The organism is Aestuariibacter sp. A3R04, assembly GCF_018860805.1.
Lineage (GTDB): Bacteria > Pseudomonadota > Gammaproteobacteria > Enterobacterales > Alteromonadaceae > Alteromonas.
The window spans coordinates 1,124,811-1,140,761 of record NZ_JAHKQR010000011.1 but is presented as its reverse complement, the minus strand read 5'-3'; the positions used below and the strand labels follow the sequence as shown (position 1 = coordinate 1,140,761).

General features: G+C 47.2%; 13 protein-coding genes. 8 read left to right on the top strand and 5 right to left on the bottom strand.

What is annotated here, in order from left to right:
- Nucleotides 1-100 precede the first annotated feature (100 nt).
- A complete protein-coding gene (locus KO518_RS14485) occupies nucleotides 101-991 on the top strand; it encodes a mechanosensitive ion channel family protein (protein WP_216026509.1) in 891 nt (296 codons plus the stop codon).
- Here KO518_RS14485 and KO518_RS14480 read toward each other — a convergent pair.
- Nucleotides 988-1,545 (bottom strand): HNH endonuclease, encoded by a 558-nt coding sequence (locus KO518_RS14480; RefSeq protein ID WP_216026508.1) that lies wholly within the window; start codon nucleotides 1,543-1,545, stop codon nucleotides 988-990. The two genes, KO518_RS14485 and KO518_RS14480, sit on opposite strands and share 4 nt — an antisense overlap.
- A gap of 330 nt (nucleotides 1,546-1,875) precedes the next feature.
- Between KO518_RS14480 and pnp the strand changes: the two genes are divergently transcribed.
- Nucleotides 1,876-3,999: a polyribonucleotide nucleotidyltransferase gene (gene pnp / locus KO518_RS14475; protein WP_216026507.1), complete on the top strand. Its 2,124-nt coding sequence runs from the start codon at nucleotides 1,876-1,878 to the stop codon at nucleotides 3,997-3,999.
- A gap of 75 nt (nucleotides 4,000-4,074) precedes the next feature.
- On the top strand, nucleotides 4,075-4,368 hold the full coding sequence (locus KO518_RS14470) for a DUF1244 domain-containing protein (RefSeq protein WP_216026506.1): 294 nt from the start codon (nucleotides 4,075-4,077) through the stop codon (nucleotides 4,366-4,368).
- A 28-nt stretch (nucleotides 4,369-4,396) separates the two neighbouring features.
- On the opposite strand, the gene cdd is transcribed toward KO518_RS14470, so the two are convergent.
- Nucleotides 4,397-4,813: a cytidine deaminase gene (gene cdd / locus KO518_RS14465; RefSeq protein WP_252736131.1), complete on the bottom strand. Its 417-nt coding sequence runs from the start codon at nucleotides 4,811-4,813 to the stop codon at nucleotides 4,397-4,399.
- A 170-nt stretch (nucleotides 4,814-4,983) separates the two neighbouring features.
- Between cdd and nlpI the strand changes: the two genes are divergently transcribed.
- Both nlpI and KO518_RS14455 read left to right on the top strand, forming a co-directional pair.
- On the top strand, nucleotides 4,984-5,877 hold the full coding sequence (gene nlpI, locus KO518_RS14460; protein ID WP_216026504.1) for a lipoprotein NlpI: 894 nt from the start codon (nucleotides 4,984-4,986) through the stop codon (nucleotides 5,875-5,877).
- A gap of 7 nt (nucleotides 5,878-5,884) precedes the next feature.
- The gene (locus KO518_RS14455) at nucleotides 5,885-7,375 is read left to right on the top strand and encodes a tetratricopeptide repeat protein (protein WP_252736130.1); all 1,491 of its coding nucleotides are present in this window, start codon (nucleotides 5,885-5,887) and stop codon (nucleotides 7,373-7,375) included.
- A gap of 21 nt (nucleotides 7,376-7,396) precedes the next feature.
- Here the strand turns inward: KO518_RS14455 and cysZ are convergent, their stop codons facing one another.
- Nucleotides 7,397-8,140, bottom strand: coding sequence for a sulfate transporter CysZ (gene cysZ / locus KO518_RS14450; protein WP_216026503.1), 744 nt, complete (start codon nucleotides 8,138-8,140; stop codon nucleotides 7,397-7,399).
- A gap of 258 nt (nucleotides 8,141-8,398) precedes the next feature.
- Between cysZ and smc the strand changes: the two genes are divergently transcribed.
- Genes smc through ligA form a run of 3 tightly spaced genes read left to right on the top strand, consistent with a single transcriptional unit; the run spans nucleotide 8,399 to nucleotide 15,190 of the window.
- On the top strand, nucleotides 8,399-11,869 hold the full coding sequence (gene smc, locus KO518_RS14445) for a chromosome segregation protein SMC (RefSeq protein ID WP_216026502.1): 3,471 nt from the start codon (nucleotides 8,399-8,401) through the stop codon (nucleotides 11,867-11,869).
- A 19-nt stretch (nucleotides 11,870-11,888) separates the two neighbouring features.
- Nucleotides 11,889-13,094: a cell division protein ZipA gene (zipA, locus tag KO518_RS14440; RefSeq protein ID WP_216026501.1), complete on the top strand. Its 1,206-nt coding sequence runs from the start codon at nucleotides 11,889-11,891 to the stop codon at nucleotides 13,092-13,094.
- A gap of 50 nt (nucleotides 13,095-13,144) precedes the next feature.
- Complete coding sequence (gene ligA / locus KO518_RS14435) at nucleotides 13,145-15,190, top strand: NAD-dependent DNA ligase LigA (protein WP_216026500.1); 2,046 nt, start codon at nucleotides 13,145-13,147, stop codon at nucleotides 15,188-15,190.
- Nucleotide 15,191: 1 nt separating this feature from the next.
- On the opposite strand, the gene KO518_RS14430 is transcribed toward ligA, so the two are convergent.
- Together KO518_RS14430 and KO518_RS14425 are read right to left on the bottom strand one after the other, a co-directional pair.
- Complete coding sequence (locus KO518_RS14430; protein ID WP_216026499.1) at nucleotides 15,192-15,728, bottom strand: DUF2062 domain-containing protein; 537 nt, start codon at nucleotides 15,726-15,728, stop codon at nucleotides 15,192-15,194.
- Nucleotides 15,721-15,885, bottom strand: coding sequence for a hypothetical protein (locus tag KO518_RS14425; RefSeq protein ID WP_216026498.1), 165 nt, complete (start codon nucleotides 15,883-15,885; stop codon nucleotides 15,721-15,723). The genes KO518_RS14430 and KO518_RS14425 overlap by 8 nt, the downstream gene beginning before the upstream one ends.
- Between the last annotated feature and the right edge of the window lie 66 nt (nucleotides 15,886-15,951).

Here is a 15,951-nt window from a genome sequence, read left to right as displayed (position 1 = left end):
ACTGGTCGGCATTGTGTAAACCATGCTGAATTGAGATACTTAAATGCCGGGCTTTGCCCGGTATTTTTTTTGCAGTAACAGGTACTAAGGTAACTCAGCAATGGCAGACGTAAGCATTGATTTTCAAATGTGGTGGCAATACGGGGTGGATTTTGTTCAAACTCACAAATTGCCTGCTTCAGCGATTGTAGTCGTACTTTTTCTTGCCTTAAAGCGCTTAATTCTGCGAGTACTAAAGAAACGGAGTAAACGCACAGGTGAGGACAGACGCCATTCTATCAATATCATAGAGCAACTGGGTAATGCGATATTGCTTATTCTGCTTATGATGCTATGGGCGTCGGAAATTCAAAGTCTGGCCATTTCAATCGCAGCATTTATGGTTGCAATTGTACTTGCTACTCGGGAGTTCATTCAGTGTTTCATGGGGTTTATTTACTATTTAGGTGCTCGGCCTTTTCGCGTAGGCGACTGGATTCAGATGAACAGTATTCAGGGTGAAGTTGTAGAAATGGATTGGGCGAAGACCGCGTTGCTTGAAGTGGATCCAGAATCGTACAACTATACGGGTAAACACCTGTACATACCGAACAGCCAGTTGGTCACGCAAACGGTGCGAAACCTTAATTTTTTGCGTCGCTATACGTTGCATAGTTTTACCCTTGTTTTGGAACCTGAAGCCAATCCTTATGCATTGTTGGCCCAATTCCGGCAGAAGACTCTGTCACATTGTGAACATTTCCGAGACGTTGCCGATCGCTATAAAAGCCTCATTGAACGGCACATGGACGCAGAATTCATCGATATCGACCCCGATATTGCTATTGAGACCAATCAGTTTGCAAAATTGAAAGTCACCGTTTCCTTGTTTTGTCCCATTGAAGAGGCTCACAGTTTGCAACAGAAAATTTCAGAAGATTGGATGGCCTTGTGGCACGAGGCTATTGCCCTAAACGAATCACGGCGGGGTAAATCACGCATTGAAGATTAACGATTGAGGGGAAGCCATTGTCGTTGTTGGGAGAAATGGCTACTGAGAAAGGCCATTTGGTCTGCCAGGATACGTCGGTTCATGAGATAAAAGCGCTCGTAAATATTGGGTTTGAACGGCACCGCAAGCAGTGGCATTGATGCCTCTTCAGGGGTTCGTGCACCTTTTGCATGATTACATCGGGCACAGGCCGTCGCCACATTTGTCCAGCAATCTCTCCCGCCTCTGGAACGGGGTGTAATATGGTCGCGAGTAAGTTGTGACGGCGAAAACTGATTGCCACAATACAGGCATATATGGTTGTCACGACGAAAGAGAAAACGGTTGTTTAATGCAATTTTTCCCGTCAGGTCGGCCACTTTTCCATCACATGCTATAATGCTGGATAGCGTCAGCGTACTTTGTTTTCCTTGCCGGTTCCAACCACCGTGCAAAACACAGTCAGATTCCCCCAATTCAAACAGTACTTTATTCTGGCAATATAGTTTCGCCGCGCTTTCAGGGTGAATCCATTCCTGAGGCATACCCGCTTTATTCAGCCTTAGCACAAGCATCGCTCTTACCTCCTGAGGGGGACCGTTTCACGGCACACCTGTTGTATCCAATAACAGCAAGCCATCGAGTATCATCTGCTAGTAATCTTGTTTGCTTACACCGTAACCTCAACGCGCTAACTTAAGCATACAACTTTTTGTTGCAAAATGATGAAAAAATCCGCAATTACAAAGTTTTTTCATTGTAAAACAGACATAACAGCAGTGCGTGCATGCGAATTTTATCCCGTACCAGCGTCCATTTGACAATGGCATTAGCCGGCATTCACAGCTATACTAAGCGCCGCGTTTAAAAGCGAAATAAATATCAAAGAACATAAAGGACAAATAGTGACTCCTATTACTCATTCTTTTCAGTATGGTCAGCATACTGTAACACTGGAAACTGGCGTAATTGCCCGTCAGGCTACGGCAGCAGTTATCGCCAGTATGGACGATACCTCTGTGATGGTAACTGTGGTTGGTAAAAAAGAAGCCAAAGCAGACCAGGATTTCTTCCCGTTAACAGTGAATTATCAGGAAAAAACTTATGCGGCTGGTAAAATACCAGGCGGTTTTTTCAAGCGTGAAGGTCGTCCTTCGGAAGGTGAAACACTGATTGCGCGTCTTATCGATCGTCCAATCCGCCCATTATTTCCCGAAGGCTTCTTCAACGAGGTACAGGTTGTTGTAACCGTATTGTCTGCTAACCCAGATATCCCAACTGATGTCATTTCCCTGATTGGTACCTCTGCTGCACTGGCAATTTCAGGTATTCCTTTCAACGGCCCCGTTGGTGCAGCCCGCGTAGGTTATGCAAATGGCGAGTACATTCTCAATACGCGTAATTCCGAGCAAGAAAGCAGTGACTTGGATTTGGTTGTCGCCGGTACGGAAAGTGCGGTATTGATGGTTGAATCTGAAGCAAATATTTTGCCGGAAGATGTGATGTTAGGTGCTGTGATGTTCGGTCATGAGCAGTCACAGACGGTTGTCAGTGCCGTAAAGGCATTCGCTGCTGAAGTCAATACACCAGCGTGGGATTGGGCACCTAAAGCCGAAAATACCGAACTCAAAGCAAAAGTTAAGCAGCTGGCGGAAGCGGGTATGACAGCTGCTTATCAGATTTCTGATAAGCTCGAGCGCAAAGATGCTGTAACGAAAGTAACAGAGGAAGCGTTGGCGAAAATCCTGGAAGATAACCCCGAACAAGATGCCAAAGAAGCGTCAGATCTTCTGCATGATTTGGAAAGCGACGTAGTACGCTCGCGTATTCTGGCGGGTGAACCACGCATTGATGGCCGTGACCCAGCAATGGTGCGCGCATTACACGTTTCAACTGGTATATTGCCAAGGACACACGGTTCAGCTGTTTTTACACGTGGTGAAACGCAGGCATTGGTTGTTGCTACTCTGGGTACCGAACGTGATGCTCAGATGATTGACGAACTTCAGGGCAAGCGTGACAGCAAATTCATGTTGCACTATAACTTCCCTCCGTATTGCGTCGGCGAAACAGGGATGATTGGCTCACCTAAGCGTCGTGAAATTGGTCACGGTCGTTTGGCTAAACGCGGCATTCAGGCTGTTATGCCGTCTGATGAAGAGTTCCCGTATGTCGTACGTGTGGTTTCTGAAATCACAGAATCGAATGGATCTTCATCAATGGCGTCTGTTTGTGGTACGTCTTTGGCATTGATGGATGCTGGTGTTCCCATTAAAGCGTCAGTTGCTGGTATTGCAATGGGTCTAGTAAAGAGTGATGAGAACTTTGTTGTTCTGTCGGATATTCTCGGAGACGAAGATCACCTTGGTGACATGGACTTTAAGGTAGCCGGAACGACTGAAGGTATCACTGCACTGCAGATGGATATCAAAATTGAGGGTATCACCAAAGAAATCATGCAGATTGCGTTGAAGCAGGCTAAAGAAGCTCGTTTGCACATTTTGAGCGTGATGGATCAGGCAATTACCGGTCACCGTGAAGAGTTGAGTGAATTTGCACCGCGTATTTATACAATGAAGATCGATCAGGATAAGATCCGCGATGTAATTGGTAAGGGTGGCGCAATGATTCGTCAAATTACTGAAGAATCTGATACCAATATCGAAATTGAGGATGATGGTACCATAAAGATTTTTGCGACCGAGCGTGCCAAAGCGGATATCGCAATCAGCAAAATCGAAAGTGTTACAGCGGAAATTGAAGTAGGTAAAACTTATCACGGCAAAATCACCCGTATCGTTGACTTCGGTGCGTTTGTGGAAGTACTACCAGGAAAAGAAGGCTTGGTTCACATTTCTCAAATTGCTCACGAGCGCGTTAACAAGGTGTCTGACTACCTTAAAGAAGGTGAAATGGTTGATGTTAAAGTTATGGAAATTGACCGCCAGAACCGCGTACGTTTAAGCATTAAAGAACTGCTTGAAAAGCCTGCTCCGGCAGCAAAAGACGACAGTAAAGACGCGGAGTAATAGCGCAGCAGACATCGTCTGCTACAGGTACTAGTAAAAAGGCGCTTGGCGCCTTTTTTTGTTGGAGAATCACATATGACCGAAGAACAACAAACCAAAATAGAAGCAGCCACGTTCAGACGTTTACTGACGCACTTGGACGAAAACAAAGATGTGCAAAACATCGATCTCATGATCCTGGCGGATTTTTGTCGCAACTGTCTGGCAAAGTGGTATGTCAGCGCGGCAAAGAAAGAAGGCATTGAAATAGATTACGACACTGCGCGCGAAGTCGTGTATAAAATGCCCTACAGTGAGTGGAAAGATAAGCATCAAACGCCGGCAAGTGATGAGCAACTGGCCGCACTTGAGGCCAGAAAGAAAATATGACGCTACTCGGTTCCGCTTGTCCTTGTGGTTATTTAATATTGTCGCTGTTGGGCAGAAATCGAAATGCATGTGGTAGTAAATCACCCACGGTATAAGATTGTATATGCCCTTGTGTGTTCACGAGAATAACAGGGGTGTTGTCTTCGGCAAATTCAGCAATTTTTTGGCGACATCCGCCGCATGGGAAACAGTATTCTTCGGTGGGGCTGGCGATTACCACAGCCGTAATCGTTTTGTGCCCACCGGCTACCATGGCACCTATGGCCGTTGCTTCAGCACATTGGCCCAGGGGATATGCTGCGTTTTCCACGTTACATCCACAAAATATGCTATCATTTTCAGTAAGCACTGCAGCGCCAACCTGAAACCCAGAATAGGGGGCGTGAGCGTTGTACTGGGCTCGTTGGGCCGCTTGCGTTAATTCAGATATTTTTTTAATGTCCATGACGTCTCTTGTGTGATTGGGGGGCTTTACTTTCTTCACTAAATCGGCGAAGGTGACAGCCATATTTGGCTGTGTTTAATGACAGTGTAAAACTCAACCCTAAGCTTAATGTATATTTCCAAGCAGTATTTCGTTGCGACAGTTTCATTGCGAGAGAGTTTATTTTTAACATGCGTATTCTTTTTAGTCTCACCTTTTTTTCCCTTTTTGCCCTTACGTTGTCCGGTTGTGCAAATACTCAGCAAGCCACCAGGAAAGCAGAGATGGGTAATCTGTTGTTGGCAGAGCCCGCACCGGTTAATCCCCGTTCTCAAATGGCGATAGCGCGCTACAATCAAGTTTTGGCAAACACGGCCATACCGGACGAAGACAGAGCAGAATTGTTGTACCAGCGGGGTATGCTCTATGATAGCGTCGGTTTAGCCGGTCTGGCGCAATTCGATTACAGCCAGGCATTGCAACTAAAGCCAAATATGGCTGAAGCCTACAATTCAATGGGCATTCATTTCGTTCAGCAATTGGATTTTATTCAGGCCTACGAAGCGTTTGATTCCACGCTGGATATTGATCCTGAGTATGACTTTGCATTTTTAAATCGCGGCATTGCACTTTATTACGGCGGACGTGCGGACCTTGCCGTGTCCGATCTGGCCGAGTTTCAAGCAAAAGACGAGAGTGACCCTTTCCGAGTCCTATGGGCGTATTTCGCAAAAGCAGAAATAGACGATGTTGAAGCCAAGGCTTACTTGCTGACTGTTAGGCCACAACTGAATGATCAGCACTGGGCGGTGAAATTAGTTGATTTGTTCATGGGCGCAGCCACGGAAACAGAGTTGCTGAACTCTCTTATTGAAGGTATTTCAAGTCAAAAAGCCTTGACCGATAGATTGTGTGAGGCGTACTTTTATTTGGGTAAATATCACAGTGCGAAGGGGAATAAGGGTATTGCCTCCAACTATTTTAAACTGGCTTTGAGTACTAATGTTTATGAATACGTTGAGCATCGTTACGCCCGAATTGAGCTAAACCGCTTGAGACATCCCTCACAAAGCGATAGCGACTGATTATCGTATGCGCGGACTCATTGTGGCGCTGTTAGCCATTTTGCTGATAGGTGCCGATTCGGGGCGTGATACGTCACAATTGCTGAGAAACGCGGAAGAAGCACAGGTTCCAGCACCATTGTTGTGGCTTGCGGCGAAGAATGGCAGTACTCGTGCACAATCTAGGCTTGTTGCTTACGCTAGTCGCGTAGAGTCAGTGTACTGGCTCAATAAATTGGTTACCTTGGACAATGCGGAAGCTGCCTGGGCGCTGTATCACCTCATTGGAGATGATTCAAAAAGCGATCGGCTCATGCAGTTGGCAGCCGTTGGTAATGTGCCTGAAGCACAAATGGAATATGCATTTACCACTGAAGACCCAGAAAAAAGGGAAACGTGGTTACAACGTGCGGCAAATCAGGGGTACTTGCCCGGGCAGGCCGCATTGGCTGATTGGTACCTTCTCAAGGGCGAGCCCGATAAAGCCTTACCCTGGTTTCGGGTTACCGCTAACGATTATCCGCAAAGCGCTTTCCAATATGGTCGTATGTTGTGGGATCGGGGAAAGCGTGACGCCGCCATCAACTGGATAAACAAATCAGCATCACAAGGCCACGTTATGGCTGACAAGGTGAAACGGGTCCTTGCTAAATATCAGCCTACAAGCCCAGATCGCGTGAGTAAAATGTCTCTCCAAAGCAGTCGGTGTTTGCAGCGAATAGGCGTCTTTGCAACGTCTTTGTCAACTATTGTAAAAGCCGACAGCCTGGTGCAGGCCTACAAGAACGATCGCCGTTTGCAATCTATTCCACTGTGCATCGACAAGCCCATTTGGCTCAAACAAAACACGTTGTCGTGTGCCCCTGACTGGCAGGGAGCAGAGCGGCTCGGCTGTGATGTTCGCCCTTTGGCAAAAGCCGTCGAGCGACGCAATTATACTCACGCTGTGATTGTGGCTGAACAGGGAAAAGCCAATGTAAATAACGGTGTTATGTTTCTTGATCTCACCGACGCATATTCAGTGTTTGTACATGAACTTGCGCATTTTGCCGGCTTTGTCGATGAATATGCTCTTGGCGCGCAGGCCGCTGAACGAAATTGTAAAGACACGTCGGTACCGAATTTGATTTTCGATGGTAAGATAACGTATGCGCCCTTGTCTACTTACGATAACTGGCAACAACTCCAGCCTGGTGTTGGAATTTGGCCCGCTCAAACCTGTGCTCGGAGCGATATCACCGCGTATAAGCCTTCCGGTCGTGTTACTTTCTTGGAACACCATGACAGCGGCGAAATTCCACCTATTTACCTCGCCTTGTGGCGACAACAGCTCAGGAGGCCTGAAGCACAACGACCGGTGTATATGAATTTGTTCCAGCGCTTTCAAAAAGCAGGGCAAACCGAGCAGGCAGGTAAGTGGTTAGCAAAGTATGAGACTTTCTTAGCGCCTTCTGGCGCAGTGAAGAGAGAAGAGGATATTTCAAATAGTCTGCCGGCGAATATCAAGGTGGCTCATTGATATTCGCTGGCATTTGTAATATTACTGTTTGCGCAAATCCGGCTTTAGCTGTTCAACCCACATTGCAGTAGCACCACAAATTGCCACGGGCATAACGATAAAGTTAACCAGTGGAATTAACGAAAAAAGACTAACACCTATACCAAAAGAGAGGCTTTTACCTTTGTGAGCTCTTAAATGCTCGCGCATAGTTTTAAACGGTACTTTGTGGTTGTCATAAGGGTAATCACAATACTGAATTGCCATCATCCAAGCGTTAAATAAAAACCACAAAACTTGACCAAATACAGGGATCAGGAAAAACAAAATAAGAAATAACAGTGCCCTGGGCAAGTACCAAGTTAACTTGGCCAACTCACGTCCCAGCATTCGCGGTACATCCTTTACCTGGTCCATTAGACCGTCATCGCCAAGTGCCTGCCCAGTGAGATGCCGTTCCACTTTTTCTGCCAATATACCGTTGAAGGGAGCGGCTATCCAATTTGCCAAGGTACCAAATATAAGTGCAAAAACCAGTAATACGGAGATAACTGCCAAGGGCCAAAGGAAAAAGCTAATAACCCCTCTTAACCAGTCGAGCCAATCGGGGATTAGTTCAATTATCCAGGTAATACCAACGGCAATTTCGCCATAGAGAAAATAGAATGCCACAGAAAACAGCAATAAGTTGACAAGTAAAGGAATAAAAACAAATCGTTTTAACCCTTTTGTAGTAATTAGCTGAAAGCCAGCTAGAAAATAACTAAAACCACTTTTACCAGCCATATATACTCCTGTTGGACCCGGGAAATAGCAACGGGCATAGCCTACCATATTCAAAAGCTTTGAAATAAGTATACTGAGCGGAAAACCCCAGGCGAAATGGCAATTGTTACAACCTGTGAGTTTTGATAGAGTCGTGGGATAACAATAACTTGTCTACAGCGCTTGCGTTTTGGTGAACAACATTATTCACGCCATCGGTTTCTATTTGCATGTCATCGAACAAGCTCAGCGGGTGTTTTTATGCTGGGGGCATAAACTGTGCGACTGAAAAAAATTAAGCTTGCTGGCTTTAAGTCTTTTGTCGACCCTACCACTATTCCGTTCCCGGGAGACATGACAGCCATTGTAGGTCCAAATGGGTGTGGGAAATCCAATGTCATTGACGCCGTGCGTTGGGTGCTAGGCGAAAGTTCAGCCAAAAACCTTCGCGGTGACGCTATGACTGACGTTATTTTCAACGGGTCTTCTGCCAGAAAGCCAGTTGGACAGTGTAGTGTTGAGTTGGTGTTTGACAACGAGTCGAACCGTATTGGCGGCGAGTACGCCATGTACAATGAATTATCAGTAAAGCGATTGGTGACGCGTGACGCACAATCTCATTATTTTCTCAACGGTACTAAATGTCGCAGACGAGATGTAACAGACCTTTTCCTGGGTACTGGGTTGGGCCCGCGTAGTTACGCCATTATTGAACAAGGCATGATTTCACGCCTGATTGAGTCTAAGCCTCAGGAATTAAGGGTCTTTATAGAAGAAGCCGCGGGTATATCGAAATACAAGGAGCGAAGAAGAGAAACCGAAAACCGCATTCGCCACACTCAGGACAACCTCGAACGCTTGGAAGACGTTCGTGGTGAATTGGGCAGACAGTTAGAAAAGCTCCAACGTCAGGCAGCAGCAGCACAGCGCTATAAAGCGCTAAAGGCAACGGAGAGACAGCTTAAAAACGAGTTATCAGCCTTGCGATGGCGTCATCACACTGACCACATTGAAAGTCTCGAAAAAGAACAACGTCAACATCAAAATGAACTGGATGCGCTGTTGGCAAAACAGCGAGGCGATGAAGCTGGTATTGAAGCCTATCGCACAGAGTCCGAGTCTGTTAAAGCTGTTATAGATGATTTGCAGCAGCAGCGATTCACCGTTTCAACACAAATCACGAGACTCGAACAAAATGCGCTTCACAGTCAACAACGGGCAACCCAAATTGACAGTGAACTCGCAGCACTGCATGACAAATCAACCACATTGATAAACGCCATGCGCGAAGGGCAGCAAGCATTGAATAGCGCGGAGCAAAAACTTCGCGTAGCGGAGCCAGAACTCGCGTTACTGGAAGCCTCCATAGAGCAAGCGGTGGATCATGCTGACGCTGCGGAACAAACACTGAGAGAGTTTAGTCTCCACCGGCGGGAGCGCGAGCAGCAGTTGCACAACTTGAAACATCAGGTGCAACGCCTACACGGCGAGATTCAAACCGTTACCAGTATGCAAATGCGGACTACGCAACGCATCGCAGAACTAGATGATGATCTAAACGATGATCAGTACGCAGGTTTAGTGGAACAACACGAGCATCAGCGTGCCGTGGCGTCCATAGCTGCTGAAAAAACACACATAGCAGAGACAGACGTCACCCTCACAGACACATTATTACGAGAAAAACGTCAACTTTTGGAGGAAAAAAATTCTCAGTTAAAAAATAGTGAGAATGATCTGCAGGAGCAACGCTCTTCACTGGCAGCTTTGGTGGCGTTACAAGAATTGGCAGAGGCAGATGCATCCCAATTGCCCGACGGGATCTTAGCATTGTGGCAAGCCATTGAGGTGAAACCTGGCTATGAAACACTAATGGAAAATATGGTTACATGGCTCAATGATCCGGCGGTTGCAAATGAATACACCATTGAAACATTACTTGCCTCGGCTCCCCATCTTCCTTCGGGCCGCAGATTGTTTCCCATGGTTCAGCAATGCAACCCAATAAAGGGAACGTTAGCGGATTGTGTTAAGGGAAGTTATGTTCCTCATTTCTTTAATTTCATCGAAGTAGTCAGTACTTTGAGTGAGGCGGAAGCCCGCTTACCCGACCTGGCCGATGGCGTATCTGTGGCTACCCTTAGCGGAGAATGGCTAAGCCGTGACTGGTTTATTCGGGGGACTGAAGAGGCAGAGGTGCAGGGCGCCATTGCCAGAAAGGCTAAGATAGTGTCGTTAGAAGGGAGTATTGAAATCTTGTCGGAACGGGTATATACCGATTTGCAAGATAGAAATTTTGCCGCAGCTGCGGTTGAACAGGTGGAACGGCAGCTAGAAGAAAAACGGCAGGCTTACGTAAATGCTATTGCCGATAAGCGGGAGCAGGAAAATAAACTTTCGGTATTAGTTTCCCAAATGAACCAGTATCGTCAACGACAACAAAAGTTGGCTGAAGAAAAGCGAAAACAGTGTGAACAACTGGAACGCGAAGAAATACAACTGGCCAGTACCGCTGAACAACTGGAAGTACTCGAAGCTGAGTTAGCAGAAGTACAAGAAGAAGACATTGTCTCTCATCACAAGCGAGAACAACTTGAACGAGAGGCAAGTGAAGCTCGTCAACGTGTGGATCAGGAAAAATCACGCCTTCACCAACTGGCTTTGACGGTTCAACAGCAGCAGAGTCAACGGGAAATGTACCAACAACAGGTAACGCGTAACCAGCAGCAGGCTGCCGAATACGCTGCACGAAAAACAGAATTAGAAAAAGAAAAACAATTACTTAGTCAGCCTTTGGCTATAAATGAAGCGCAACTTCAAGCACTACTGCTTCAACGGGAAGATATTGAGACGAGGCGGATAGAAAAGCAAGACAAGTTAAATGAACTGGAGGCGCTATTGCGTGAGGCTGAGCAAGGTCAGCAAGGCTTACAGACGCAAATCCAGCAACGACAGGCCGTAATTGACGGTATCAAAATCGATATTGAAGGCGCTCGAGTTAGAGCGATGTCCGTGTTAGAGCAGTTGCAGGAGTCGGGCGAATCTCTGAAGGAATTGCTGCCGACACTAGATGAACAGGCCAATGAAAATGAGTGGCAGGCGCAGTTGGATAAAACCTCTGCAGCTATAGCCAGACTCGGCGCAGTAAACCTTGCTGCAGTGGAGGAATACGAGCAACAAGCAGAACGGAAGCAGCACCTGGATATCCAGTTTGAAGACCTTGTTACAGCTCTTGAGACGCTGCAGTCGGCAATTCGAAAAATAGACAAAGAGACGCGCATGCGGTTTTCTTCAACTTTTGACCAGGTAAATGACGGACTTAAACAACTTTTCCCAAAAGTGTTTGGTGGGGGCGCAGCGTACCTTGCACTAACGGATGATGATTTATTGGAAACCGGTGTGACCATCATGGCCCGCCCCCCTGGTAAGAAAAATAGTACAATTCATCTTTTAAGCGGTGGAGAAAAAGCACTAACCGCTTTATCATTGGTATTTGCGATTTTCAGGCTGAATCCCGCGCCATTTTGTCTGTTAGATGAAGTGGATGCGCCGCTGGATGACGCCAACGTCGGAAGATTCTGTAAATTAGTCTCGGAAATGTCTAAGACGGTACAGTTTATATATATCACCCACAATAAGATTGCGATGGAAATGGCAACACATCTTACCGGTGTTACGATGGCAGAGCCAGGCGTATCCAGAATGGTTGCGGTGGATGTGGATGAAGCGATGACCTTCGTAGAATCATAACAAAGGGCGAACCAATTAAATGGATGAATTACGTTTATCACTCCTTATTCTGGGGACTTGTTTTATCGTTGCCGTGCTGGCTCACGGGATCTGGAAAATCAGGAAATCAAAGTCTGCGCCTCAGCGGGAACGAATTGAACCCCGTCAGTGGGACGACAATGACGATGTTTCCGAAGCAGAAAAAACACCATCAGAAGAGCATGACGCGGACAGTGATGGTATGCCAAATTACGACGATCTCGGCTTAGGTCAGGTTCGCGTTGTGTCGACTCCGGCGGTTGAATCCGTCGACAAAATTAATGAGCCCGGAGATGCCCAGTCCGCTCATACCGACAATAATGGTAATAGCGAATTTTCTTCATCAGCGGCGGCGGACGCCGAAGTGGCCCGGACAGAATTATCTGCAGCTAAGCCGGAAAAGCTTTATGGTGCAGTTGTGTCGAACCCAAAACCGCATCTGAAGCCCGCGCATGGGTCTGCCCAAAGTACAGAAATCGCCCAGGATATTCCAGCGCCACCTGAATTCTTGATAAAAAAAGAACGTGATGAAGCCGAAGTGCAGGACACAGAAAGCTTTAGCCTGGATGCCCCCATAAGTGCTCAAGAAATACCGTCACAAACAGAAGAAGGCAAGCGGGCAGGCACAAAGCGAAAATCATCTCAAAGGCGCCGACAGGAGCCAAAGTTTGGCGATGATCAAATGCATATTGACTTTGATACATCTGGAGGCTCTGATGGTCAGGCGACGACAGACGCGCAGACAACCACATCTGCAGGCAGTAATGAAAGCGCTGAACAAGAAGTACTGGTCATTAATGTTCGAGCCGCTGATGATGAGCCGATCTCAGGTGCGGCTTTACTGCCATTGCTATTAACCCTGGGTTTTAAATTTGGCGATCAGGATATATTCCATCGGCATGTGAACGCCAACGGCAAGGGGCCAGTATTATTTAGCTTAGCCAATATGTTCAAACCCGGTGTATTTGATATCGACAACCTGGAAAATTTTTCAACCCAGGGAGTGTCACTATTTATGATCCTGCCCATCGAAGGCGATGCCCATCAGGTATTCAACATGATGCATAACGCTGCGCGGAAAATAGCAGACGAATTCGGCGGGCAGATCCTTGACGGCCGGCGCAGTGTACTAACTAAACAAGGCTTGCAACAGTATATGGAGAAAATCCGCGAATTCGAACGCAAGCGTATGATATCCCGCCGCTGACTACCAGGCTGTGGTATTACCACAGCCGTGCTGACATCTAAGAGTATATTATGTCCACAGAGAATACGTCTCTAGAAACCCGCGTGGCATTGCTTCGCGACACCCTCAATGAGTATAACTATCAATATTACGTAGAAGACGCGCCTACAGTCCCAGATGCGGAATACGATCGTTTGTTTCAGGAATTAAAGCAACTAGAAGCTGCCAATCCTGGTCTTCAGTCACCGGACTCGCCCACTCAAAAGGTGGGCGGTACGCCCTTGTTGTCGTTCGCGCAGGTGGCACACGAAGTGCCTATGTTGTCTTTGGATAACGCCTTTGATGAAGCATCGTTGTACGCTTTCGAAAAGCGTATCAAAGACCGATTGAAGTCTTCTCAGACCCTGACCTTTAGTTGCGAGCCTAAACTCGATGGTCTGGCAGTGAGCATTTTGTACGAAGATGGCATATTGGTGCAGGCGGCTACCCGTGGCGATGGCCAAGTTGGCGAGAATATCACGCAGAATGTAAAAACTATTGGAAACGTGCCACTCAAACTTCGAGGTGACAATATCCCGTCCCGAGTGGAAGTGCGCGGAGAGGTATTCATGCCCAAAGCGGGATTTGAAACGCTCAACGAGCGTCAGCGGGCAAGAGGTGGCAAGGTTTTCGCCAATCCCCGCAATGCCGCTGCTGGCAGTCTGCGTCAGCTGGACAGCCGGATTACCGCCAAAAGGCCGTTAATGTTTTACGCGTATTCCCTCGGGGTTGTGTCACCAGAAAGTTTCCCATTAGCTGGCGCGCACAGTGAAAGGTTGCGTTCGTTAACACGTTGGGGATTGCCTTTGTGCCCAGAAGTGTCCGTGGCCACGGGAGCAGAGGGCTGCCTTGCCTATTACGATCACATTTTGTCGATAAGACAGGATTTGCCTTATGATATTGATGGTGTCGTGTTTAAAGTCGATCCGATTGATTTACAGGATACGTTGGGGTTTGTTGCTCGTGCGCCTCGATGGGCAATAGCACAAAAGTTTCCTGCTCAGGAAGAAATAACCCGCTTAGTTGATGTGGAGTTTCAGGTTGGACGCACAGGGGCTATCACACCCGTGGCAAGACTTGAGCCGGTTTTTGTCGGTGGTGTAACTGTGTCAAACGCCACATTGCACAATCAGGATGAGATCAACCGTTTGGGTGTGCGCATTGGTGACTATGTTACAATACGCCGCGCAGGCGATGTTATTCCTCAGGTTGTGTCCGTTGTTATGGCCAAAAGGCCGGATGATACCCGTGATGTTATTTTCCCCGCATATTGCCCCATATGTGGTTCACACATTGAGAAATCAGAAGCTGAAGCCGTAGCCAGATGTACTGGCGGTTTAGTGTGCGGAGCCCAGCGAAAACAAGCGCTAAAACACTTTGCCTCGCGCAAGGCACTGGATATTGATGGCTTGGGCGATAAACTGGTGGACCAACTCGTGGATGCCGAAATGGTGAAGAGCCCGGCAGATTTTTTCCATTTGAAAGTAAGTGATCTGATTGGCTTAGAGCGAATGGCGGAGAAATCCGCGTCCAATCTGGTAGCGTCGCTGGAGGCGGCGAAGAAGACAACCTTATCGCGGTTTCTCTATGCGCTGGGCATCCGGGAAGTTGGGGAGGCCACCGCAGGTAATCTTGCCAATCACTTTGGTAGCCTGGAAAAATTGCTGACAGCTACCCCTGAAGTACTTCAAAAAGTCGATGATGTTGGTGACGTCGTGGCAAACCACATTTATCATTTCATCAATGAAGCTCACAACCGGGATATTATCACTGCGCTCATTGATGCTGGCGTTCATTGGCCGGATGTGGTGGTGCCTGACAGCGCAGAACTACCTTACGGTGGCCTGACATGCGTATTGACAGGCACTTTGTCTGTAATGTCTCGTAGTGATGCAAAAGCCTTGCTACAACAACTAGGAGCGAAGGTTGCGGGCTCAGTATCAGCAAAAACTGACTTTTTGGTTGCCGGTGAGAAGGCCGGTTCAAAGCTCACTAAAGCGCAGCAGTTAAATATAGAGGTATGGGACGAAGAGAAGTTAATTGCAGAGCTGACCACGCACGGCGTATATAAGCCTTAAATTATCTCCGCTGGGTCGCTCGATTTTCACGGGCGGCCTTGCGCTTATTCCAGGATTTCCTCACTGAAAAACGCCACAGCCAATTTAGGCCGAAATAACCCGCTAGGCCGAAGAACACTGAGCAAATTGCACAGCCGACTAAAAATGCAGGCCCAATAGTACTGATACTTTCAATGATCCATTTCCAACTGAATTGTAGTTCGAAGTGCCGGGTTTCTGTGCCCATAACAGTGGTACCAACTTTATAAGCCGCATAAAAAATGGGTGGCATCGTAAAGGGGTTAGTGATCCACACAGTGGCAACAGAAAGTGGCAGGTTCGCTCTAAATGGAATGGCCGTTGCCGCAGAAAGCCACATTTGAAAGGGAACTGGCCAAAACGCGAAAAATAACCCAATACCAAACGCATTCGATGCCGAACGCCTGTTCAGATGCCAAAGATTCGGTTCATGCAAAACCGTGCCGAAGATCCGTAGTGCTTTATTGCGTTTGATCGTCTCATGGTCGGGTAGAAAGCGTCTGATGAATTTTTTAGGCATATACAGGTTTCACATCAATAAGGCAGAAGCAAAGCGTGTGGCAACATTTACCGGTATTTTTGGCAGCTTTTTGTACAACTGCAATATCGTCCACCTTGTGGCCGGTGTTACCGGAAAGGCGGGAGATGGCGTTTATGGCCGTGGCTACTTTAATCATTTTTTGCCTGTTCTTTTGCCGTCGAAATCACAGTTTTGTACTGAAAATCGGCAAGTTTAGATTTCC

Coding starts and splice junctions, on each gene's coding strand:
- KO518_RS14470 (WP_216026506.1), top strand. CDS start 4,075: ATGACCGAAGAACAACAAACCAAAATAGAAGCAGCCACGTTCAGACGT.
- ligA (WP_216026500.1), top strand. CDS start 13,145: ATGTCCACAGAGAATACGTCTCTAGAAACCCGCGTGGCATTGCTTCGC.
- KO518_RS14430 (WP_216026499.1), bottom strand. CDS start 15,728: ATGCCTAAAAAATTCATCAGACGCTTTCTACCCGACCATGAGACGATC.
- cysZ (WP_216026503.1), bottom strand. CDS start 8,140: ATGGCTGGTAAAAGTGGTTTTAGTTATTTTCTAGCTGGCTTTCAGCTA.
- zipA (WP_216026501.1), top strand. CDS start 11,889: ATGGATGAATTACGTTTATCACTCCTTATTCTGGGGACTTGTTTTATC.
- KO518_RS14425 (WP_216026498.1), bottom strand. CDS start 15,885: ATGATTAAAGTAGCCACGGCCATAAACGCCATCTCCCGCCTTTCCGGT.
- KO518_RS14485 (WP_216026509.1), top strand. CDS start 101: ATGGCAGACGTAAGCATTGATTTTCAAATGTGGTGGCAATACGGGGTG.
- cdd (WP_252736131.1), bottom strand. CDS start 4,813: ATGGACATTAAAAAAATATCTGAATTAACGCAAGCGGCCCAACGAGCC.
- KO518_RS14480 (WP_216026508.1), bottom strand. CDS start 1,545: ATGCTTGTGCTAAGGCTGAATAAAGCGGGTATGCCTCAGGAATGGATT.
- KO518_RS14455 (WP_252736130.1), top strand. CDS start 5,885: ATGCGCGGACTCATTGTGGCGCTGTTAGCCATTTTGCTGATAGGTGCC.
- nlpI (WP_216026504.1), top strand. CDS start 4,984: ATGCGTATTCTTTTTAGTCTCACCTTTTTTTCCCTTTTTGCCCTTACG.